The following is an 18,529-nucleotide window of genomic DNA, read 5'->3' on the forward strand; positions in this document are numbered from 1 at the left end:
ACTGCCTCTCATTATTAATAATCCAATCTCCATCCATGCATAAGGTTAGCCTCTAGCATAGCAAACCACTCTATTATACTCTTGCTTGGGATTAATAGGGTTGGTGTTTGTGTTGATAAATATGCTCCATTACCACCAATACCCATAACACACATGAATATACCCATGCCACTCTTCAGTGCACCCTTCATCCATGCATATGCCCTAGCAAACCCATGTTGCTCAGCCATTATGAACCTGTTTATAGCAATACTCAGCTTTATTACTATCCTAGCAAGCACTATTGCTAACTGCTTATTCCTTACCTGCCTTATATATCTTGTTGCTAAACCTGTCAGTACTCTCTCATCTATGCTTAATGCTCTATACCATACCTTGCTCCTCATAGCCTTATGTTTGAGCATGGATAACATGCTTAAGAGGTTCGTCCCATTGCTATACATTGACTATGCTCTATACCCTAGAGCAAAGATATTAAGATTATGTTGTTGGAGTACCATAATGAATGTTATATAATAAGTGTTATAGAAGATCTGTACTATTATTGTTGCATAACTGGAGGATATAGCCATTCCTTAACATAATTAGTGTTATAGAATATGCTAGATTTACTAAATATACTCATCTATAGCCTATATTAGTACATGCTTCTGATCTAGGAGATTGTCAAGATAAATACAATATATCTGCATAGATCATTTGTCTAGATTGTACACAGTTACTGTTATCTTGACAATCTCCTTTTGGGTAGAGCCTAAACGTGTAGGTTAGTTGAACTCTCTTCATTCTTCCTTTTTGTTCTTAAGATATAATCTTTGTTCGCTTTATTAACAGCTAAAGCATGTGGGGCTTGCTCACTCAACAGTATACAAGATAAGGGGTTGGATACACTCTACCTTCTCAAGAATACAGACTTAAGCGAGCAATCAAAGATAGTATAATACAGGGAGAGGAGTTGGCATATTCAGCAACTGCAGAATGTTGTGAAACATCAATAATAACAATATATAGTTGATGATTCAGATCTTTGCATCCTTTAGAGCCTCTTTGCAGATACAGTTCCTCTCATCTGGTATCTTAGGTATTACTGCCTTGAGCAATCTCTTCACATTTGAGGAGTTCTTACTCAACGTCTCTATGACCTCTTGTGTACTTACTGGCTTCTCAGCCCATACATCGTAATCTGTTACAGTTGCTATGCTAACATAGCATATCTCCATCTCTCTAGCAAGGATACATTCAGGCACTAGTGTCATCCCTATTATATCTGCCTTCATCATATCCCTGAAGAATCTTGACTCTGCTCTAGTTGAGTACCTAGGTCCTTCAATGCACACATACGTGCCTTGCTCATGAACTTTTAGGTTTAGGTTCTTGCACTCCCCTATTACTATACTCCTAAGTTCAGGGCAGAATGGATCTGCTAGAGAGACATGACATACCTCTCCACCATCGTAGAATGTGTACTCCCTCCTCTTTGTAAAGTCTATGAACTGATCTGCTATAACTATATCCCCAGGCCTTACATCATCCCTTAGACTCCCAACTGCTGCTGGGGCAATTATCCTCTTCACACCTAGGTGCTTCAGTGCCCATATGTTTGCTCTAGCAGGTATTCTATGAGGGGGTATCCTATGCTCTCTACCATGCCTAGGGAGGAAGGCTACGCTCTTGCCTGAGTACTTGCCTACAGTGATGAGGTCTGATGCATCGCCATATGGGGTGTAAACCTTAACCTCTCTAGCATCTTCAAGCATCTCAACATCATAGACACCAGTACCTCCAATGATTGCTACCTCAGCATGTACATCCTTACTACTGCTATTACTCATCATACACCACCAATGAGCATACATCATAACCTTTGAGCAGTTCTCTCCCCCTCAACCTTGCCAACTCTACTATGAATGCAAATCCAGCAACCTCTGCGCCCAACCCTTCTATAAGCCTTGCAGCAGCAACAGCAGTACCTCCAGTTGCTATTAGATCATCTGCTATAAGCACTCTATCCCCAGGGGATACAGCATCCTCCTGTATCTCCATCGTTGCCTTGCCATACTCTATAGTGTACTCTATACTCCTAGTCCTTCCTGGGAGTTTACCCTGCTTCCTTATCATAACCATACTGCAACCAAACCTAATTGCTAGAGCAGTTGCAACTATGAACCCTCTAGACTCTATTCCTGCTATAGTGTTGATCTTCTTATGCTTAAAGTGTTCATAGAACCTTTCTACTATGTAGTTCATAGTAGTGGCGCTCTTCAACAATGGGCTTATATCCCTAAAGAGTACACCCTTCTTTGGAAAGTCTGGGAACTCCATTATCATAGCCTTGAGGTTCATGAGCCTTACTACCAACGTAGGTTAAATAACCTTTTCCAAACGTTCTTGCACTTACTGGTTGAGAGGTGCGGGGGGTGGGATTTGAACCCACGAACCCCTACGGGACGAGGTTCTAAGCCTCGCGCCTTTGACCAGGCTAGGCAACCCCCGCAGTGTTGAATCTTCTACTTAAGAGGTATTTTTGTTTATGCTTATTTGTCATTATCTTATAAAGTAGATGTAAATGAATGCTTGATGTGTTGGATGTTGTATGAACTGATATAGCAGTATGCATACTATACCATATACACAACTTACAATACAATATTAACAAAGGCAGTTTAAGTTATGTAACAGTTATGCTATTTCTATAGTATATCAACCATTATTCTACAAACATTATACTCATCCTTCTCCTTCCTTCTTCCTCCTTCCTCTTCATCATCACTCTCCTCCATTCTCCTACCCTTCTATCTATCTTCCTTCATACCTCCCTCTTACCTTTCTTGCTACTATTCTCTCCCTAGATAGATGATATCTATCAAGCATGACTAATTAAGGTTGATAGAATTATTTTGATAAGAAAATCATTATCAATAAATCCCTATGCTATACTCAACCCACCATCAATTATGAGCATGGTTCCAGTTACCCATCTTGCACTATCAGATGCAAGATAGAGTATTGCATTTGCAACATCCTCAGGTTCACCTATGCTACCTAATGGCTGTAACTTACTTAACTCCTCCCTAGCCTCTGCATCCTCAAGGTAAGGTTCTAGGAACTTGCTCCTAACCGTACCAGGGCATATACAGTTGCACCTTATGTTGTACTGAGCATACTCTAAAGCAATGCTCTTTGTAAACATTATTACCCCTGCCTTCACTGTATTGTATACTGAGAGAGGTATTCTATACGCCTTTATCCCAGCAACGCTAGAGATGTTTATTATGCATCCATTCTTCTGGTTCATCATGATTGGAAGCACTGCCCTAGTCATCCTTAACGTACTGACGAGGTTTATGTTTATGAGCATATCCCAATCCTCATCATGCATCATATGGAATGGTGTTGGATCGTTTATGTACCCAACGTTATTCACAAGCACATCTATCCTATCATACTTCTTCAGTACAGTATTCACTGCTGCCTGAACATCCTTCTCATCGGTTACATCAGCCTTTATAGGCAGTGTATCACCATCTATGCTGGATGCTACACTCCTAAGTCTCTCAAAGTCCCTAGCAAGCATGGCAACCTTTGCCCCATTCTTTGCAAATACCCTAGCAGTTGCCTCCCCTATACCCCTACTTGCACCAGTCACCAGTGCAATCTTATCCTTTAATATCATACGGTTACTCATTCAAACCAACCCACTATATAAAGAGTTTGTTACCTGCTTAATCTGAAGCATGTGATTTACATGCAACATACTAATCAGTTAGAAGGCTAGCAAGATACTCTATGATGATGTTAACAGTACTATACTATCCCATTCTACTATCATACACTGTAAATAATATTTAGTGCTAGTGTATTGGCAAAGATGATGCTCCTCTACTTCAATAAATGCTGAGAAGAATAAGCATTACAGTACTGTACAAGCAATTGGTGTTGATAGATAATGATGGATATAATCATGCTATAGAGATGAGTTTTGATACATTCAATTATATAACAGTTAGACAAGTTAACTGTATCTATAGCAAAAATATTTATGATTGATGGATGAGCAGATTGTATGGCTAGGTTATTTGGTACAAATGGGGTTAGAGGTGTATTTGGTAAGGACCTTACACTAGATCTAGTGTTGAAGCTCTCTTATGCATTGGCAACATACTATAGGGAAGGTCCATTACTACTTGCCTATGATGGAAGGCACTCTAGCCCATTGATTGCTAGTGTTGTAAAGGCTGGGCTAAATGCAATGGGTATAGATGTACATGATGCTGGGTTAGTGCCTACACCATGCCTCCAATACTGTACCAAGAGGCTTGGATATAGGGGAGGGATAATGATAACAGCATCCCATAACCCTCCAGAGTACAATGGTATAAAGGTAATGGCTAGTGATGGGGTTGAGGTTCCTAGAGAGGATGAGTTGAAGATAGAGGATATATACTTTGAGGAGAGGTTCATGCAGAGTAAGGGCATAGGTAGAGATGAGAGGTTAGGTGATGCTGTTGATCTCTACCTTCAAGGTATAAGATCGCTTGTAGATGTGGATAGGATAAGGAGTAAGGGTATGAAGGTTGTAGTTGATTTAGGGAATGGGGCACAGGCCGTTGCTGTACCTAGGCTACTCAACTCTCTAGGCTGCAAGGTTGTAACCTTGAATGGGATGATAGATGGTTCATTCCCAGGAAGAGGATCTGAGCCTACCATTGATAACCTTGGAGAGCTTGCTTCAAGTGTAAAGGCTAATGGTGCAGATCTAGGTATAGCATATGATGGTGATGGTGATAGGAGCATATTCTGTGATGAACAAGGCAATATATACACTGGGGATAGGAGTGGTGCATTGCTGGTTGAGCATGTACTTGCAAAGGAAGGGGAAGGGCAGAGAGGTAAGGTAAAGGTAGTCACACCAGTGAACTCATCTATGCTTATAGATATGGTTGCAGCAAGTTATAATGCCAAGGTTATAAAGACGAAGGTTGGGAGTGTTGAGGTATCTAGAGAGATGGTTAGAGCATCAGCCCTTGTAGGTCTTGAGGAGAATGGTGGGTTCATGTATGCAAGGCATATACCTGTAAGGGATGGGGCTATGAGCACAGCACTCATGCTTGAAGCACTTGCTCTAAGGGATGAGCCATTATCATCCCTAATAGGAAGATATAAGAGGTTCTACCAGTACAAGACCAAGTTCCCATGCACAAGGGAGCAGTCATCAAGCATAATAGATGCTCTTAAGGGCACATCATCAAGGGTAGAGACCATAGATGGTATCAAGGTATGGGTTGATGATGAGTCATGGATAATGGTTAGGCAGAGTGGTACTGAGCCTATAATGCGCCTCTACGCTGAGTCTAGCAGTGAACAGAGGCTTAAGCAGATGGTGGATGTGTATGTAGAGAAGATAAGATCTCTATTAGGAAGTAAATAATAATTATGATGGGAATGATATTATCATAAGAAAAAAGGAATCATTTACTTCCTTCCTCTCTCCCTACATCTATCAACGCTTTGCTATCCTCATAGTCTTCATGGAATTCCTATACGTTACCATGAATCCAATTCCCCCGAGTACAACTCCTACAGCAAGTACAATTATGAACGCTGCTATAGGTATGACCAATGGTGCAAGTACCTCATGCGCCTCTGCTGCTGTCAACCCTAGCCCTCCAACGTTCACAGGCAGCATGACCTTTGCAGCCTCATAACCTCCATACATCATCAACCATGTTGCTCCTGTTATACCAACATTCATCATGATGAGGTGTGTCCATGCAAGGTACCTTGCAATGCCCCTGTACGCTGCAGTAAGGGTATGCTCAAGGTAATGGTAGAAGAGTGCTGATACCGCTACTCCTATAACACCAACAACAACATACATTATGTAGCCCATTGTGAACCACATACCAGCACTACCAAATGCTATAACCCTAGATACCTCAGGCTTCACATACATCTGACCAATAACGATAGAGAGTGTTAATATGGTAACTAGCAGACCCTGTATTATTGCTGCTACCATGAACCTACTTGACCAATCACCTATAGCAATATTACCAACCATATACACAATCACCTATCTAAATATGTGGGGAACAGTAATTTAAGTCACCGTCAAGATTCTCATGTATGATAATGGGGTATTGCGTTGATTATAGATATAACAACATTTTTAAAAGGCTCCATCAATGCTATCCTGATGATCCCGATGGGTGATATGTATGAGTAAGCCATACTATGTGAAGTTTGAGATACCAAGGGAGATGGTGAACCTGATATATGAGGCTGTGAGGATAGCAAGGCAGACAGGTAATGTAAGGAGAGGTACGAATGAGACAACAAAGGCAATTGAGAGGGGAAATGCAAAACTGGTTATAATTGCAGAGGATGTGGAACCTCCAGAGGTGGTTGCTCATCTACCAATACTATGTGAGGAGAGGAACACACCATTTGTGTACGTTCCAAGCAAGAAGCAGTTGGGTGAGGCACTTGGTATAGATGTGCAGGCAGCAGCAGCATGCATAACAGATGCTGGCGATGCTAGACAGGCTGTGGAGCAGATAATTAATACTGTAAAGAGTATGAAGAGGTAGGTAGATAGATAAATAGATGAAGAGAGGTGTAGAGAGGGAGAGTATATGAGTAGAGAGGAGGAGAAGCTTACACCTGCTGAGGTTATACAGATAGTTGGTAGAACAGGTATAGCAGGAGAGATAACACAGGTTAGGGTAAGGATACTTGAGGGTAGAGATAAGGGTAGGATAATAGCAAGGAATGTGAAAGGGCTGGTTAGACTTGGAGATATACTTATGCTCAGAGAGACTGAGAGGGAGGCTAGGAAGATACAGTGATAAGTAGGCATCTTATGATGGTATGATGGATGATGATGAGTAGAGTAGGTGGGTGCGATGAGTGTTAGCCTATCAAGCAAGTCATGCAGTTTCTGTGGTAATACTATAAGGTTTGGAGAGGGTAGGATACTTGTTAGAAACGATGGTAGCATGCTCTACTTCTGCTCAAGTAAGTGCTGGAAGAATATGCTTGTGCTCAAAAGGGATGCAAGAAAGTTAAAGTGGACTAGGAGGTATGTGAAGGGCGGGATAAAGGTAAGTAGGTAGATAGGTAGATAGGATAAGGTTATGGAGGGGTGTGCAATATGCAAGCAGGTAGTAAGAGCGATAAGACGCTAATAGTAATAAAGCCAGATGCTGTAAGGAAGAATGTTATAGGCTCTATACTCAAGAGGTTTGAGGACGAGGGTTTCAGGATAAGGGAGTTACGTATGCTAAGATTAAGCAAGGAAGATGCTGAGGAGTTCTATTCAGTGCATAGGGATAAGCCATTCTTCAACGAACTTGTTCAGTTCATAACCTCAGGCTCTGTAGTTGCAGCTATACTTGAGGATGAGAGCAGTCGTGGTGGTGATGATGGTGATATGGATGCTATAGCAAAGGTTAGGAAGATAATAGGTGCAACCAATCCAAGCAAGGCAGAGGAGGGTACTATAAGGAGGCTCTATGGTTCAAGCATAACAGAGAATGCAATACATGCTAGTGACTCTATTGAGAGCTTTGAGAGAGAGGCTAAGGTAATATTTAATGATAGGAAGTAGATTACCTTACAAGGATAGTGAGTGAGCATACTTGCCTATAAGACAGCCAGTAGTTGTTGTGTTAGGACATGTTGACTCTGGCAAGACATCCCTACTCGATAAGATAAGAGGCACTGCAGTACAGGCTAGAGAGGCTGGAGGGATAACACAGCATATTGGTGCAAGTTTCTTTCCATTGGAGACTATAAGGGAGATCTGTGGCCCACTCTTCACTAGATTTGGTGCAGATGTAAAGGTCCCAGGCCTACTCGTCATAGATACACCAGGGCATGAGGTCTTTGCAAACCTAAGGATGAGGGGAGGCTCTGCAGCAGACATAGCAATACTTGTAGTAGATATAAACAAGGGTCTAGAAGCGCAAACGTATGAGAGCATAGAGATACTCAAGAGCAGGAAGGTACCATTCGTTATAGCATTGAACAAGCTGGATATGCTCCATGGCTGGAGGAGTGGTTCAAGCAGCATGGTACTGGAGTCGCTCAAGAAGCAGAATAAATCAGTTGTAGATGAGTTGGATGCAAAGATATACTCAGTAGTAGGAGCATTATCAAGGTTAGGGTTCAGGGCAGAGGCATTCTACAGGGTTAAGGACTTCACAAGGGAGATAGCCATAGTGCCAGTCAGTGCAAGGACTGGGGAAGGGATTGCAGAACTTCTTGCAGTGCTTATAGGTTTGACACAGCAGTACATGCTTAAGAGGCTAGAGGTAGGTGAGCATGGAAGAGGTATAGTGCTTGAGGTAAAGGAGGAGACTGGTCTAGGGATGACTGCAAATATAATACTTCTTGATGGCATACTAAGGGAAGGGGATGAGATCATGCTTGCAAAGAGGGATAGCATAGTTACTGCTAGAGTCAAGGCACTCTTGCTACCAAAGCCCCTCGATGAGATGAGGGACCCTAGGGATAGGTTCATTAGGACCCAAGAGGTGCATGCAGCAGCAGGAGTAAAGGTAGCATCACCAGACCTAGATGGTGTTCTTGCAGGTTCACCATTCTATGTTATAGGCAAAGGTGTTGATATAGAGAGGTTGAGGCAGATGTTGGAGAGTGAGGTTAGGGGCCTTGTTATAAGTACTGATAGGATAGGTGTAGTGCTAAAGTGTGATACCCTAGGCTCACTTGAGGCTATAACTGAGATGCTCAAGCGTTCAAGCATACCAATAAGGATTGCAGATATAGGGCATGTTACAAAGAGGGATGTGGTAGAGGCATCAACTGTAAGGGAGAAGGACCGCTACATGGGAGTTGTTCTAGCATTCAATGTTAAGGTTCTACAGGATGCTCAGGAAGAGGCAGATGCACATAACGTTAAGATATTCACAGATAAGGTGATCTACAACCTTGTAGAGTCTTACAGGCAGTGGGTTGAGCAGGAGAGGGAGAGGGAAGAGAGTACTATATTTGCCTCACTAACCATGCCATGTAAGTTCATGCTACTCAAGGGTTTTGTATTCAGGAGGAGCAATCCAGCAGTCTTTGGAGTAGAGATAATAGAGGGGAGGTTGAGGCAGAAGAGTCTTGTTATCAACTCTGAAGGTAGTGAGGTAGGAGCAATACACCAGATACAGGATAAGGGTAAGAGCATAGATGAGGCTAGGAAGGGTATGCAGGTTGCTGTATCTATGAACGAACCTGTAGTAGGGAGACAGATAAAGGAGGGAGAGGTGCTCTACACACTACCATCCACACAACACCTAAAGTTGCTTAATGAGAGGTTCAAGCATAAGCTTACGCAAGAGGAGCAGATGCTTCTAGATGAGATAGCAAAGATAAGGAGGAAAGTAGATCCATTGTATGGCTACATATAACAACTCATGTAGATAGAACAAATCATCATATATTATTATTATTATCAAGCAAACTTATACAAGCAAAGATGTTAAGTACATGACCAGCATACCTGTAACCAATCCAACGATGTTATATTTTGATAATATTGCTACACTCATCTTACTACTCATCAACCCAAAGATGGCATATACTACTTGTAGTATCGCACCAGCGCCTACTGCAAGGAATACTACAGATACAATAGGTATGTTTATGAAACCACCAATCCATGTTCCAACTATAGTTGGTATGCCTGCTATCATGCCTAGCATTGCAAAATGTGCTATCTTTACTTTAGATCTAACCAGAGGGGATGCTATTGCAAACCCTTCTGTGCTATTATGTATTGTAAATCCTATGATAAGGAACTTAGATAGTGCTATTGCTCCAACTGCTAACGCAGCACCTATCGCTAACCCTTCGCCTAGGTTATGCAGACCTATGCCAACTGATATCATATATGCTATGTGTAGTCGTAAGTTATGATTAGTAGTTACTACATCATCTTTATTATCATTAGTTGTTATATTATCTGGAGTGTTGAGAGTTGAAGATATGTTACCATCATTATAACTGCTATCACCAGCCTTGTTAACTGTTAGTAGTAAGAATAGAAATGTAGATATCATGATCATAGGTATCAACACTTTACTGTTGTTCATAACTACAAACTTGTCAACTATCTCAAATGCTTCTACTATAGCATCCATAGCAAGAAATACAAGAAGTCCAGCAGTAATGCTAAGGAAGAATTCGTTCCAGTGTTCTCTAACCCTTTGCATAGAGGGGAACCAAAGAAAGCCTAGTGCAACTGGTATAACACCAACGTATATTCCAAGCAGTGCAAAGTAGAATAACTGTTCACTATCTGGTTCTGGAGTAAGTGTAGCAATCTCTATGCTAGAGGCAAATCTAGTGCCATCTGAAGTGGTTATTCCTATCTCATAGGGTCTTCCTTCTATCCATCGATAGTTGATCATCAACTGGGCAGATGATAGTCTTGTCAATACATTTGTAGGTTTAATTATAGCATCTATAGGCGCATCATCTATATCTGTCTGTGCTATAGTTACTGTATCTTGTCCAATGTTACGTACATATACTACAATCATCTCAGGTTTGAACTCTACCCTTTCTATAACTATCTTTGGTAATGGCTCTCCATAATCAAATATAGGTGTGTATGTAATGTAGTATATAATACCAGTTAAGAGTAAGATAGGTATTACAGTTAATATTACCATCGTTATTCTCACATAGCATCCCTCTTACCATCATCTTTGTTGTGTGTAATTATATCATAAGTACCAATATCATAAGCAAGCGCCTCAACCATCACCACAATTAATTACCATCATTACCGTTAATAGCACTAGCATCGTTACTATCATCATCATTCCCATAATCGTCTACAACTTTAAAGAATCCCATCCAGCCTTTATCAGAGAACTCTATAACATGGGCATGGAACATATACAAACCTAGATAATCGTATCTAAACTCAAGTATAGCCCTCTCTCCTTGGCTGAGTGTAATCATATCCGTAAACTCATCTGGTACATAGCTGGTACCAGTCCTGTAGAGTTTGAATAGATCACCATGAAGATGGAAGTTGTTTATGAGATCAAACTCTGTCATATTTACAAGGTAGATCCTTACAAGCTCACCTCTCTTCACCTCTATTGGGTTCTTCACGTAGTGAAATGGTATACCATTCACAGTGTAAAAGTTATTCTCTTTGTCGAAGTCAGTATCATAACTATTCAATACCATGACTATCTCTTTTGCTGGTTCCCTTGGTATCTTTGGATCAACTATGAACACTCCATACAGTCCTCTGTTTATATGCTCTGCTACTGGAGGAACATGACAGTGATATAGGTGCAAGCCATATGGCTCTGCAGTGAACTCATACACGAACCTCCCTCCAGGAGGTATCATGGGGAACACACCATCCATCTCTGCAGGATGCTTTCCATGGAAGTGAATTGTATGGGGCTGACTTCCATCATTGATGAAGGTTACCCTTACCCTATCCCCCTCTGTTGCCCTTAAGGTTGGACCTGGTATGGTGCCATTGTACGTCCATGCATCAAAGTATATGTTTGGTGCTATCTCAAGCCTAACATCCTTCACTGTGATTGTAAATTCTCTCAATACTGTACCATCATCCAATACAAAAACTCTACCATAATCAAAGTTAGTAAGGAACTTATCGGGATCTATGCTGGATCTCTCTACGTTATTATGCATTGATGATATATGCACATCTATACTGCTTGTGTTATAATCCGCATTTACAACAAATATACTAACTAGGGTTACTGCTGCTAACAATAGAACCGCCACACTAGGTTTAACATTCATATCCAGCCAATATTACCTTTTACCATATTTAAATTTTTTAGACATGGCTAAATAATGGCTGTAGTAGGGCAAAAAGATAATTAGTTATCTGGACTAAACAGTAAGTAACCATATAATGTATACTAGTCTATCCAGTAGTAGACCCATAGATTGATTGCCATATATCAGGAAAAGATTATACGATATACTTCTTTATCAGCCTCTCCAATCCCATCTCTCCAACAGCCCCTATTGCCCTATCAACCATCTTACCATCCTTGAATACTATGAATGTAGGTATAGCATATACATCGTATCTTGCAGCAACAGCATTGTTCTCATCAACATTAAGCCTAGCAAAGACCATCCTATCCCCATACTTCCTTGCAAGCCTATCGAATATTGGGAGCATGAACTGACATGGACCACACCATGCAGCCCAAAAGTCAACTATGACTGGTTTAGAGCCATTGATCACATCATCGAAGTTCTGCTCATTCAACTCTATGAGTTTAGGTTCATTACTAGTGCCCTTCTGCTGCTGGCTCCTCATCATCTCCTCCATCTTCTTACGCATTATCCTCTCTATCTCTTGATCTCTCTCCACACCTATCATATGAAGTGCTCAAATATAACATTTATTTCTCATAGGTCAAGCAAGAACCTTAACCTATACTTACCTTCTACATTCTCTACACTCATCATATGGTAAGTTACACCCTTTATCTCAACCTTGTAGTTGTGCTTCTCCAGATTAAGTGCCTCGCCATAGGCTTTGGCAGTTATCCTGTACCTACCATCATCATAATCCCCTACCTCTATCCTTGTGTTGAACCTGCTCATTGCTATATGGTCACTAACCAGTGCTATCATAACCTGCTCAAGCCAGTTGTAGAGTAGGTTCTCAAGGTCATGGCCATATGCCTCTAGCATTATCTCAAGCCTCTCCTCAACCTTGCTAACATCTACCATAACATCCACAAGGGCCTTTGCTGCCAATGCAAATGCCTCCTCAAGCGTATCTGCCTCAACCTCTACAAGTGCATCTGTCATATGCTCAAGCATCCTATAGCCCATGTAACTACTTGCTCAAGCAGGTTTAAATATATTCAGTACAGCTTAATTATGCTAGCGGGCCCGGTGGGCTTCGATCCCACGACCACCTGCTTAGAAGGCAGGCACTCTATCCATGCTGAGCTACGGGCCCTTAGGGTTCATCACTAGTCTGGATATATCTATCTATTGTATGTATGTACTAATGAATGAATTGCTACATGTATGCTCTAGCATAGCAGTAGAGGTACTGTTGAGCATAACCAGCATACATCCCAAAGTAACCCCTCATGGCACTAGATACCCTTCTATACATGGGAGGTGTAAACTTTACCATATCACCTATACCTGTAATATGCCTGTAGTACCTTGCTATAACCCTTCCAATCCATACATCTATAGGGAACGCCTCAAGCTTCTCTAGTGAAAAGAGCATTACACAGTCAGCAACCTTGTTGCCTACACCATCAATGCTCAAGAGTACATCCCTTGCATCATCATAACACCCCTTAACTAGATCATCAACATCCATCTCAGCATAAGAGCGTACTGCCTGCACTATGAACCTTGTCCTGTAACCTAATCCACAGCCTACAAGATCATTTATACTTGCATCCTGCAATGCCCTTACAGATGGGAATGTATGGAATGTTATACCATCCAACTCTATCTTGCCTCCAAATCTCCTGCATATACACTCAAGCATCTGCCTAACCCTTGCTATATTTGTGTTGGTAGCACATATGAATGAGATGAGGCACTGGAATGGGTCTTGACGCATTATCCTGAGCCCTTTGAACCTCTCAATAGCATCTGCTATTAAAGCATCCTTGCATCCTATGCTGCTATTTATAGCATGGATATCATCATCCATCCTGAAGAGCCTCTCAACATCAACATGCTCTGGTCTTGACTCATACACAAACTCTCCATTGCATGACTCTATCTTAACAACGCTGCTAGAGCATATTATGTAGTAGATGCCTCTCCTCTCATACCATAGGAATACCTGCCCACTCTCAAGTGTACGCTTCAGGTTTATTGCATCCATCTTCATCAGTAGTACTATCTTGCTTCTACCCTGCAATAAACAAATTTCTTGACAAGCTTGTATCTAGTAATGGATAACATGGTTTATGATATGATGAGTGCTTCAATAAGCATGCAGGATAAGGGTAGCAATAACATAAAGAGGGCAAGGGATGCAGTTGATATGCTCAAGAGGAGGATAGAGTTACGTTCATCGATGCTTGATGCTCTAGCAGATAATAACCTGAAGGCATCAATAAACAGTATAAGGCATGCACCACAGTTAAGCAAGAAGATTAGTAGAATAGGCTGGATGCTCTTCTGGATACCAGAGCCAACCATGGTATCTACTGCAGTAGGAATCCCAATGATACTTGCAGGTAAGGCACTTGAGAGATACTATAACAGCCTTACAGTAAAGGGATTGTATGAGGAGACATCAAGGATGCTCAAGTCCCTAGAGCAATTAACTCAAGATAACCTATATAAATAAATAAATAAAGAAGGTAAAGGAAGTAAAGAAGTAAGGAATGAAGAAGGAAGGGAGGATGGGATAGCAATGCCTAGACAGGTATTCAGCAAGGATGAGTTGCTCAAGCTTGTTGAAGGGGCAGAGGAGTGTAGAGTAGTGAGGAGGGGAGATAAGGTTAAGATAAAGGTTAGGAGGGCAAGGTACCTTTACACATATGTAGCAAGTAGTAGTGAGGCTGATGAGATACTGAGCAGGATAAAGGTTGAGAAGGTAGAACTATAACAAATTCTGCTCTCGCTCTTTTTATGCATCTTAACTAACTAATTAATTATTGCTAAGGCTAGTATCGTTGATACATGTATGATATGCCTGCCCTATAGATAACCCTGCATCCCCTGCTGGTATGATGCTGTTGTGTACGAACCTTAGCCCATGCTCCTCCACATACCTCTTGATGAGAGGTGTTATTATCCTGTTGTATGTAACCCCTCCAGATATGCCTATGGTATCTATACCATGCCTCATAGCATTATCTAATGCTAGAGTAGCAAGACCCTTTGCCATATATACATGGGCAGAGTATGCAAGGTCCCTAGTATGGAACCTCTTCATGCTACAGAAGATCTCCTCAATAAGGTACTTTGTATCTAGAGTACAGTTGATGATCCTTGGCTCTAACTTGAGTACATCATCGCCACCATATGCAACAGACTCAAGCAGCATTGCAGGCTCCCCCTCATACCCTCTTCTATCTGCAACCCCTAGCAGGAATGAGATAGCATCGAGTATTCTTCCTGTGCTTGTAGTCTTGATATATCTACCCTTCCTTGCCACATCTAGTATAGCATCCATCTCAGCCCTACCATAAGGCAGTGTATAGGACCTAGAGTACAGGTAATCCTCTACACCATCCACACTGCTAGAGTAGAGTATGCCAGCAACCATGCGTAATGGGTAGTATGCTGCTAGATCCCCTCCTATCATTGGCTGCTCCATGAGGTGTGCAACCCTCTCATACTTGCTACCATCTATAAGGAATACCTCCCCACCCCATACATTCCCATCATAACCGTATCCATTACCATCACACACTATGCATACCATCCCTCTTCTCCCTTCCCTAACCATATTCACCTTCTTATCCTCTATGAGTAGTGTTGATGCATGTGCATGGTGGTGCTGTACCCTCTTAAGAGAGCATCCATACTCTCTAGCAATGGTGTATGCTAGGTTTGTAGTTGGTATAGATGGATGGAGGTCGCATACTACAACATCTGGCCTTACATTAAGCATTCTACAGAACCTCTCAACTGTATTGCAGAGGTTTGTGTATGTTTTAAGTGAGTCCATATCACCAAGGTGCTGTGATGCAACTATCTTATCCTTGAAGAGTATAGATATGGTAACGTTGAGATGGGCACCAAGTGCAAGTATGCATCTTGATGAGTATACATCTATGCTTATTGGTGATGGTACGTAGCCTCTAGCCCTCCTAACTATCATAGGAGAGCAGGAGTTTACAATAACAACAGAGTCATCGCAAGGGTTGATTATCCTCCTGTTATGTATGAGCAGGTAATCAACGAATCCAAGCCTTAACGCTTCATCATCATCAGCAATTATAGGCTCATCGCTAACGTTTGCACTTGTAACTACCAATGCGTTAAGGTTGAGCATGTTGAAGATGAGATAATGGAGTGCGGTGTATGGTAGCATAACACCAACTGTATCCAAGTTTGATACCAGTGGAGATAGGTTGTAGTTGCTACCCTTCCTCAACAGCACTATTGGTCTTGCATATGATCTTAGGATGCTCTCCTCAACCTCATCCATAACAGCAAACTCTCTAACAGCATCAATGTTCCTAGCCATGACTGCTAATGGCTTGCTCTCCCTCCTCTTCCCCTTTCTAAGCCTAGAGATTGCATCATCATCGTATGCAGATGTTATGAGATGGAAGCCACCTATGCCCTTGACTGCAACGATGCACCCTTGCTCTATCAACCTTGATGCAGTTGCTATAGGATTGCCATCATCACTATTATCATCATCATTAACAACAGCAGCATCAACCCTCCTCCCCTTACAATCCACAAGGTAGAGCCTTGGTCCACACTCATGGCATGCTATGCTCTCATTATGGAACCTTCTATTAAGAGGGTCTTTATACTCTTTAAGACACTCATTGCATAGAGGGAACTCAGCCATGCTTGTATTTACCCTATCATATGGAAGTGCCCTTACCATCGTGAACCTTGGACCACAGTTTGTGCATGTTATGAAGAAGTACAGATACCTTCTATCATGTATGTTGAAGAGTTCATGTAAGCATTCATCACATATAGCAATATCAGGAGGTATAGATGGCTCAACTGTAGATGGTGTATCTACACTCCCAAATATTGAGAAGTTAGCAAACTCCTCAGAACCCCCTTCGCTCTTCTCTATATCCATAAATTCATATAATGCCAATGGTGGCTTATCATGCTTCAGTGCATCTATAAACCTCTCAAGATCATGCTCGTTACCATCAACCACTATCTCAACCGAGCCATCACCCATATTCCTTACATAACCCCTCAAGTTATTTGCAATAGCAAGCCTATACACGAATGGTCTAAAGCCTATACCTTGAACCCTGCCATGTATAGTTATTGTGTAGCGCACATGCATACTTATTGCTAGAGCATAATAATAATGATGATGGTGAATTATGATGATGGTGGTATCATCTCATCTCTGTTAATGGATATATCTCATACTCTGCATAGTTATAAACTGGCATACCTGCTATGAGGTTCTCTAACTCATCGTTAGACTCCACATTTAGTATCCATGCACCACCATGCCTACCAACTATATGGTAGTATGCTTCTAACTTTCCATCATCCTTGAGCCTCTTTGCATATATCCTCATATCAAGCACTGCTCTAACCAGATCTGGAGTTAGTGCTACCTTCTTGAAAGACCATAGTATGAGGAACTTCATACCCTGATAAGGACTACCTACCATTATATAGATTAGCCAGATTTAAATACTGTAGAGGTTAATGTACTTTATGCCATTCATAGTTGAGAGGGATGAATTCAATGGCTTCTTTACTGCATTGAGGGATATGGGTTATGAGATCATAGGTCCAAGGGTTAGGGACTCTGTAATAGTATATGATAGGTTGGACTCTGTTGATGATCTCCCTATAGGTATGACTGAGCAGCAGGAGAAAGGAGTGTACAGGTTAAGGAAGAGGGATGATGGAGCACTCTTTGGCTACACAGTTGGTCCTCATTCATGGAAGATGTACCTATTCCCTCCACGCATACGCTTATTCACTGCAGAGAGGCATGATAATAACCTCAAGATTGTAGAGGAGCAATACAATGAAAAGAGGTTAGCATTCGTAGGTGTTAGGGCATGTGAGTTGCATGCTATACAGATACAGGATAGGGTATTCCTTAATGGTACATTCAAGGACCCAGTATACGAGAAGCAGAGGAAGAATGTATTCATACTTGCTGTGAACTGTACTGTATCTAGCAGTACATGCTTCTGCACATCCATGAATACAGGACCTATGGTAGGCTCTGGCTATGATCTGGTTGTTACTGAAGTACTAAAGCCTAGACACCAATTTCTTGTTGATGTTGGTACATCATTAGGGCATGAACTCTTGAGCAAGGTTAAGCATAGAGAGGCTAGCAGTGAGGAGGTTGAACATGCTCTAAGCATGGTTGAGGAGAATGCTAGAGCAATGAGTATGATGGGTAGGAGGAGGATAGATACCAAAAACATAAAGGAGTTATTGTACAGCAGTTATGAGAGCAAGCACTGGGATGATGTTGCAGAGAGATGCTTGGCATGTGCAAACTGTACCATGGTATGCCCAACATGTTTCTGTAGCACTATGGAGGATGTTGTTGATCTCAAGGGTGAGCATGCTGAACGATGGAGGCTATGGGACTCTTGCTTCAGTGATGAGTTCACATACATACATGGTAGTACTGTGAGGAGGTCAAGAGGTGCAAAGTATAGGCAATGGATAACCCATAAACTTGCCTCATGGATAGATCAATTTGGTACATCTGGCTGTGTTGGATGTGGTAGATGCATAACATGGTGCCCTGTAGGCATAGATATAACTGAGGAGGTAAAGGCACTGCAGCAAGGCTATGCAGCAGACAGGTGAATTA

General features: G+C 41.7%; 21 protein-coding genes and 2 tRNA genes. 9 read left to right on the top strand and 14 right to left on the bottom strand.

Annotation, left to right across the window (positions count from 1 at the left end):
- Nucleotides 1–14: 14 nt before the first annotated feature.
- From CRG89_RS06275 to CRG89_RS06295, 5 genes are all read right to left on the bottom strand, one after another.
- On the bottom strand, nt 15–443 hold the full coding sequence (locus CRG89_RS06275; RefSeq protein ID WP_103287438.1) for a hypothetical protein: 429 nt from the start codon (nt 441–443) through the stop codon (nt 15–17).
- A gap of 576 nt (nt 444–1,019) precedes the next feature.
- Nucleotides 1,020–1,835 (bottom strand): S-methyl-5'-thioadenosine phosphorylase, encoded by an 816-nt coding sequence (locus CRG89_RS06280; RefSeq protein WP_197706706.1) that lies wholly within the window; start codon nt 1,833–1,835, stop codon nt 1,020–1,022.
- Nucleotides 1,825–2,343, bottom strand: a complete 519-nt coding sequence (locus CRG89_RS06285; protein WP_103287956.1) for an adenine phosphoribosyltransferase — start codon at nt 2,341–2,343, stop codon at nt 1,825–1,827. The genes CRG89_RS06280 and CRG89_RS06285 overlap by 11 nt, the downstream gene beginning before the upstream one ends.
- Nucleotides 2,344–2,409: 66 nt before the next feature.
- Nucleotides 2,410–2,494: transfer RNA gene (locus CRG89_RS06290), tRNA-Leu, on the bottom strand.
- A 432-nt stretch (nt 2,495–2,926) separates the two neighbouring features.
- The gene (locus CRG89_RS06295; RefSeq protein WP_197706705.1) at nt 2,927–3,685 is read right to left on the bottom strand and encodes an SDR family NAD(P)-dependent oxidoreductase; all 759 of its coding nucleotides are present in this window, start codon (nt 3,683–3,685) and stop codon (nt 2,927–2,929) included.
- Nucleotides 3,686–4,063: 378 nt separating this feature from the next.
- Between CRG89_RS06295 and glmM the strand changes: the two genes are divergently transcribed.
- On the top strand, nt 4,064–5,428 hold the full coding sequence (gene glmM / locus CRG89_RS06300; protein WP_103287439.1) for a phosphoglucosamine mutase: 1,365 nt from the start codon (nt 4,064–4,066) through the stop codon (nt 5,426–5,428).
- 72 nt (nt 5,429–5,500) lie between these two features.
- Here glmM and CRG89_RS06305 read toward each other — a convergent pair whose 3' ends face one another.
- Complete coding sequence (locus CRG89_RS06305) at nt 5,501–6,061, bottom strand: hypothetical protein (RefSeq protein ID WP_103287440.1); 561 nt, start codon at nt 6,059–6,061, stop codon at nt 5,501–5,503.
- Nucleotides 6,062–6,218: 157 nt separating this feature from the next.
- Here CRG89_RS06305 and rpl7ae point away from each other — a divergent pair, with 157 nt between their 5' ends.
- The 5 genes from rpl7ae to infB are packed head-to-tail and all read left to right on the top strand — an operon-like array spanning nt 6,219 to nt 9,419.
- Nucleotides 6,219–6,590: a 50S ribosomal protein L7Ae gene (gene rpl7ae, locus CRG89_RS06310; RefSeq protein ID WP_103287441.1), complete on the top strand. Its 372-nt coding sequence runs from the start codon at nt 6,219–6,221 to the stop codon at nt 6,588–6,590.
- A gap of 45 nt (nt 6,591–6,635) precedes the next feature.
- Nucleotides 6,636–6,848, top strand: coding sequence for a 30S ribosomal protein S28e (locus CRG89_RS06315; RefSeq protein ID WP_103287442.1), 213 nt, complete (start codon nt 6,636–6,638; stop codon nt 6,846–6,848).
- 57 nt (nt 6,849–6,905) lie between these two features.
- On the top strand, nt 6,906–7,115 hold the full coding sequence (locus CRG89_RS06320) for a 50S ribosomal protein L24e (protein ID WP_103287443.1): 210 nt from the start codon (nt 6,906–6,908) through the stop codon (nt 7,113–7,115).
- A 38-nt stretch (nt 7,116–7,153) separates the two neighbouring features.
- On the top strand, nt 7,154–7,609 hold the full coding sequence (gene ndk / locus CRG89_RS06325) for a nucleoside-diphosphate kinase (RefSeq protein WP_103287444.1): 456 nt from the start codon (nt 7,154–7,156) through the stop codon (nt 7,607–7,609).
- Between the two features lie 31 nt (nt 7,610–7,640).
- On the top strand, nt 7,641–9,419 hold the full coding sequence (infB, locus tag CRG89_RS06330; RefSeq protein WP_103287445.1) for a translation initiation factor IF-2: 1,779 nt from the start codon (nt 7,641–7,643) through the stop codon (nt 9,417–9,419).
- Nucleotides 9,420–9,473: 54 nt separating this feature from the next.
- On the opposite strand, the gene CRG89_RS06335 is transcribed toward infB, so the two are convergent.
- From CRG89_RS06335 to CRG89_RS06360, 6 genes are all read right to left on the bottom strand, one after another.
- Nucleotides 9,474–10,685, bottom strand: a complete 1,212-nt coding sequence (locus tag CRG89_RS06335; protein ID WP_103287446.1) for a ZIP family metal transporter — start codon at nt 10,683–10,685, stop codon at nt 9,474–9,476.
- A 100-nt stretch (nt 10,686–10,785) separates the two neighbouring features.
- Nucleotides 10,786–11,808: a multicopper oxidase domain-containing protein gene (locus tag CRG89_RS06340; protein WP_103287447.1), complete on the bottom strand. Its 1,023-nt coding sequence runs from the start codon at nt 11,806–11,808 to the stop codon at nt 10,786–10,788.
- 175 nt (nt 11,809–11,983) lie between these two features.
- Entirely contained in the window at nt 11,984–12,394 is a 411-nt protein-coding gene (gene trxA, locus CRG89_RS06345) for a thioredoxin (protein ID WP_197706704.1), read from the bottom strand.
- Nucleotides 12,395–12,432: 38 nt separating this feature from the next.
- Nucleotides 12,433–12,864 (bottom strand): archease, encoded by a 432-nt coding sequence (locus tag CRG89_RS06350; RefSeq protein ID WP_103287448.1) that lies wholly within the window; start codon nt 12,862–12,864, stop codon nt 12,433–12,435.
- 55 nt (nt 12,865–12,919) lie between these two features.
- A tRNA-Arg gene (locus CRG89_RS06355) sits at nt 12,920–12,994 on the bottom strand.
- 63 nt (nt 12,995–13,057) lie between these two features.
- A complete protein-coding gene (locus tag CRG89_RS06360) occupies nt 13,058–13,897 on the bottom strand; it encodes a DNA glycosylase (protein ID WP_158648763.1) in 840 nt (279 codons plus the stop codon).
- An 84-nt stretch (nt 13,898–13,981) separates the two neighbouring features.
- On the opposite strand from CRG89_RS06360, the gene CRG89_RS06365 reads away from it, so the two are divergent.
- On the top strand, nt 13,982–14,362 hold the full coding sequence (locus CRG89_RS06365; protein ID WP_148695138.1) for a hypothetical protein: 381 nt from the start codon (nt 13,982–13,984) through the stop codon (nt 14,360–14,362).
- Nucleotides 14,363–14,428: 66 nt separating this feature from the next.
- Complete coding sequence (locus CRG89_RS06370; protein WP_103287451.1) at nt 14,429–14,623, top strand: hypothetical protein; 195 nt, start codon at nt 14,429–14,431, stop codon at nt 14,621–14,623.
- Between the two features lie 42 nt (nt 14,624–14,665).
- On the opposite strand, the gene hypF is transcribed toward CRG89_RS06370, so the two are convergent.
- Nucleotides 14,666–17,008, bottom strand: a complete 2,343-nt coding sequence (hypF, locus tag CRG89_RS06375) for a carbamoyltransferase HypF (protein WP_158648764.1) — start codon at nt 17,006–17,008, stop codon at nt 14,666–14,668.
- A gap of 61 nt (nt 17,009–17,069) precedes the next feature.
- Nucleotides 17,070–17,330, bottom strand: coding sequence for a muconolactone Delta-isomerase family protein (locus CRG89_RS06380; RefSeq protein ID WP_158648765.1), 261 nt, complete (start codon nt 17,328–17,330; stop codon nt 17,070–17,072).
- 70 nt (nt 17,331–17,400) lie between these two features.
- Between CRG89_RS06380 and CRG89_RS06385 the strand changes: the two genes are divergently transcribed.
- On the top strand, nt 17,401–18,525 hold the full coding sequence (locus CRG89_RS06385) for a 4Fe-4S dicluster domain-containing protein (protein WP_103287959.1): 1,125 nt from the start codon (nt 17,401–17,403) through the stop codon (nt 18,523–18,525).
- The last annotated feature ends 4 nt before the right edge of the window (nt 18,526–18,529 follow it).

This window comes from Candidatus Nitrosocaldus islandicus (genome assembly GCF_002906215.1).
Classification (GTDB): Archaea; Thermoproteota; Nitrososphaeria; order Nitrososphaerales; family Nitrosocaldaceae; genus Nitrosocaldus; species Nitrosocaldus cavascurensis.

Bases quoted from the DNA above. Each gene is read 5' to 3' on its own strand.
- CRG89_RS06365 (WP_148695138.1), top strand. From the start codon at position 13,982: ATGATGAGTGCTTCAATAAGCATGCAGGATAAGGGTAGCAATAACATA.
- CRG89_RS06305 (WP_103287440.1), bottom strand. From the start codon at position 6,061: ATGGTTGGTAATATTGCTATAGGTGATTGGTCAAGTAGGTTCATGGTA.
- CRG89_RS06335 (WP_103287446.1), bottom strand. From the start codon at position 10,685: ATGGTAATATTAACTGTAATACCTATCTTACTCTTAACTGGTATTATA.
- CRG89_RS06340 (WP_103287447.1), bottom strand. From the start codon at position 11,808: ATGAATGTTAAACCTAGTGTGGCGGTTCTATTGTTAGCAGCAGTAACC.
- CRG89_RS06280 (WP_197706706.1), bottom strand. From the start codon at position 1,835: ATGATGAGTAATAGCAGTAGTAAGGATGTACATGCTGAGGTAGCAATC.
- CRG89_RS06370 (WP_103287451.1), top strand. From the start codon at position 14,429: ATGCCTAGACAGGTATTCAGCAAGGATGAGTTGCTCAAGCTTGTTGAA.
- CRG89_RS06385 (WP_103287959.1), top strand. From the start codon at position 17,401: ATGCCATTCATAGTTGAGAGGGATGAATTCAATGGCTTCTTTACTGCA.
- CRG89_RS06350 (WP_103287448.1), bottom strand. From the start codon at position 12,864: ATGGGCTATAGGATGCTTGAGCATATGACAGATGCACTTGTAGAGGTT.
- CRG89_RS06360 (WP_158648763.1), bottom strand. From the start codon at position 13,897: ATGAAGATGGATGCAATAAACCTGAAGCGTACACTTGAGAGTGGGCAG.
- rpl7ae (WP_103287441.1), top strand. From the start codon at position 6,219: ATGAGTAAGCCATACTATGTGAAGTTTGAGATACCAAGGGAGATGGTG.
- glmM (WP_103287439.1), top strand. From the start codon at position 4,064: ATGGCTAGGTTATTTGGTACAAATGGGGTTAGAGGTGTATTTGGTAAG.
- ndk (WP_103287444.1), top strand. From the start codon at position 7,154: ATGCAAGCAGGTAGTAAGAGCGATAAGACGCTAATAGTAATAAAGCCA.
- CRG89_RS06315 (WP_103287442.1), top strand. From the start codon at position 6,636: ATGAGTAGAGAGGAGGAGAAGCTTACACCTGCTGAGGTTATACAGATA.
- CRG89_RS06285 (WP_103287956.1), bottom strand. From the start codon at position 2,343: ATGAACCTCAAGGCTATGATAATGGAGTTCCCAGACTTTCCAAAGAAG.
- CRG89_RS06275 (WP_103287438.1), bottom strand. From the start codon at position 443: ATGTATAGCAATGGGACGAACCTCTTAAGCATGTTATCCATGCTCAAA.
- CRG89_RS06295 (WP_197706705.1), bottom strand. From the start codon at position 3,685: ATGAGTAACCGTATGATATTAAAGGATAAGATTGCACTGGTGACTGGT.
- CRG89_RS06380 (WP_158648765.1), bottom strand. From the start codon at position 17,330: ATGAAGTTCCTCATACTATGGTCTTTCAAGAAGGTAGCACTAACTCCA.
- CRG89_RS06320 (WP_103287443.1), top strand. From the start codon at position 6,906: ATGAGTGTTAGCCTATCAAGCAAGTCATGCAGTTTCTGTGGTAATACT.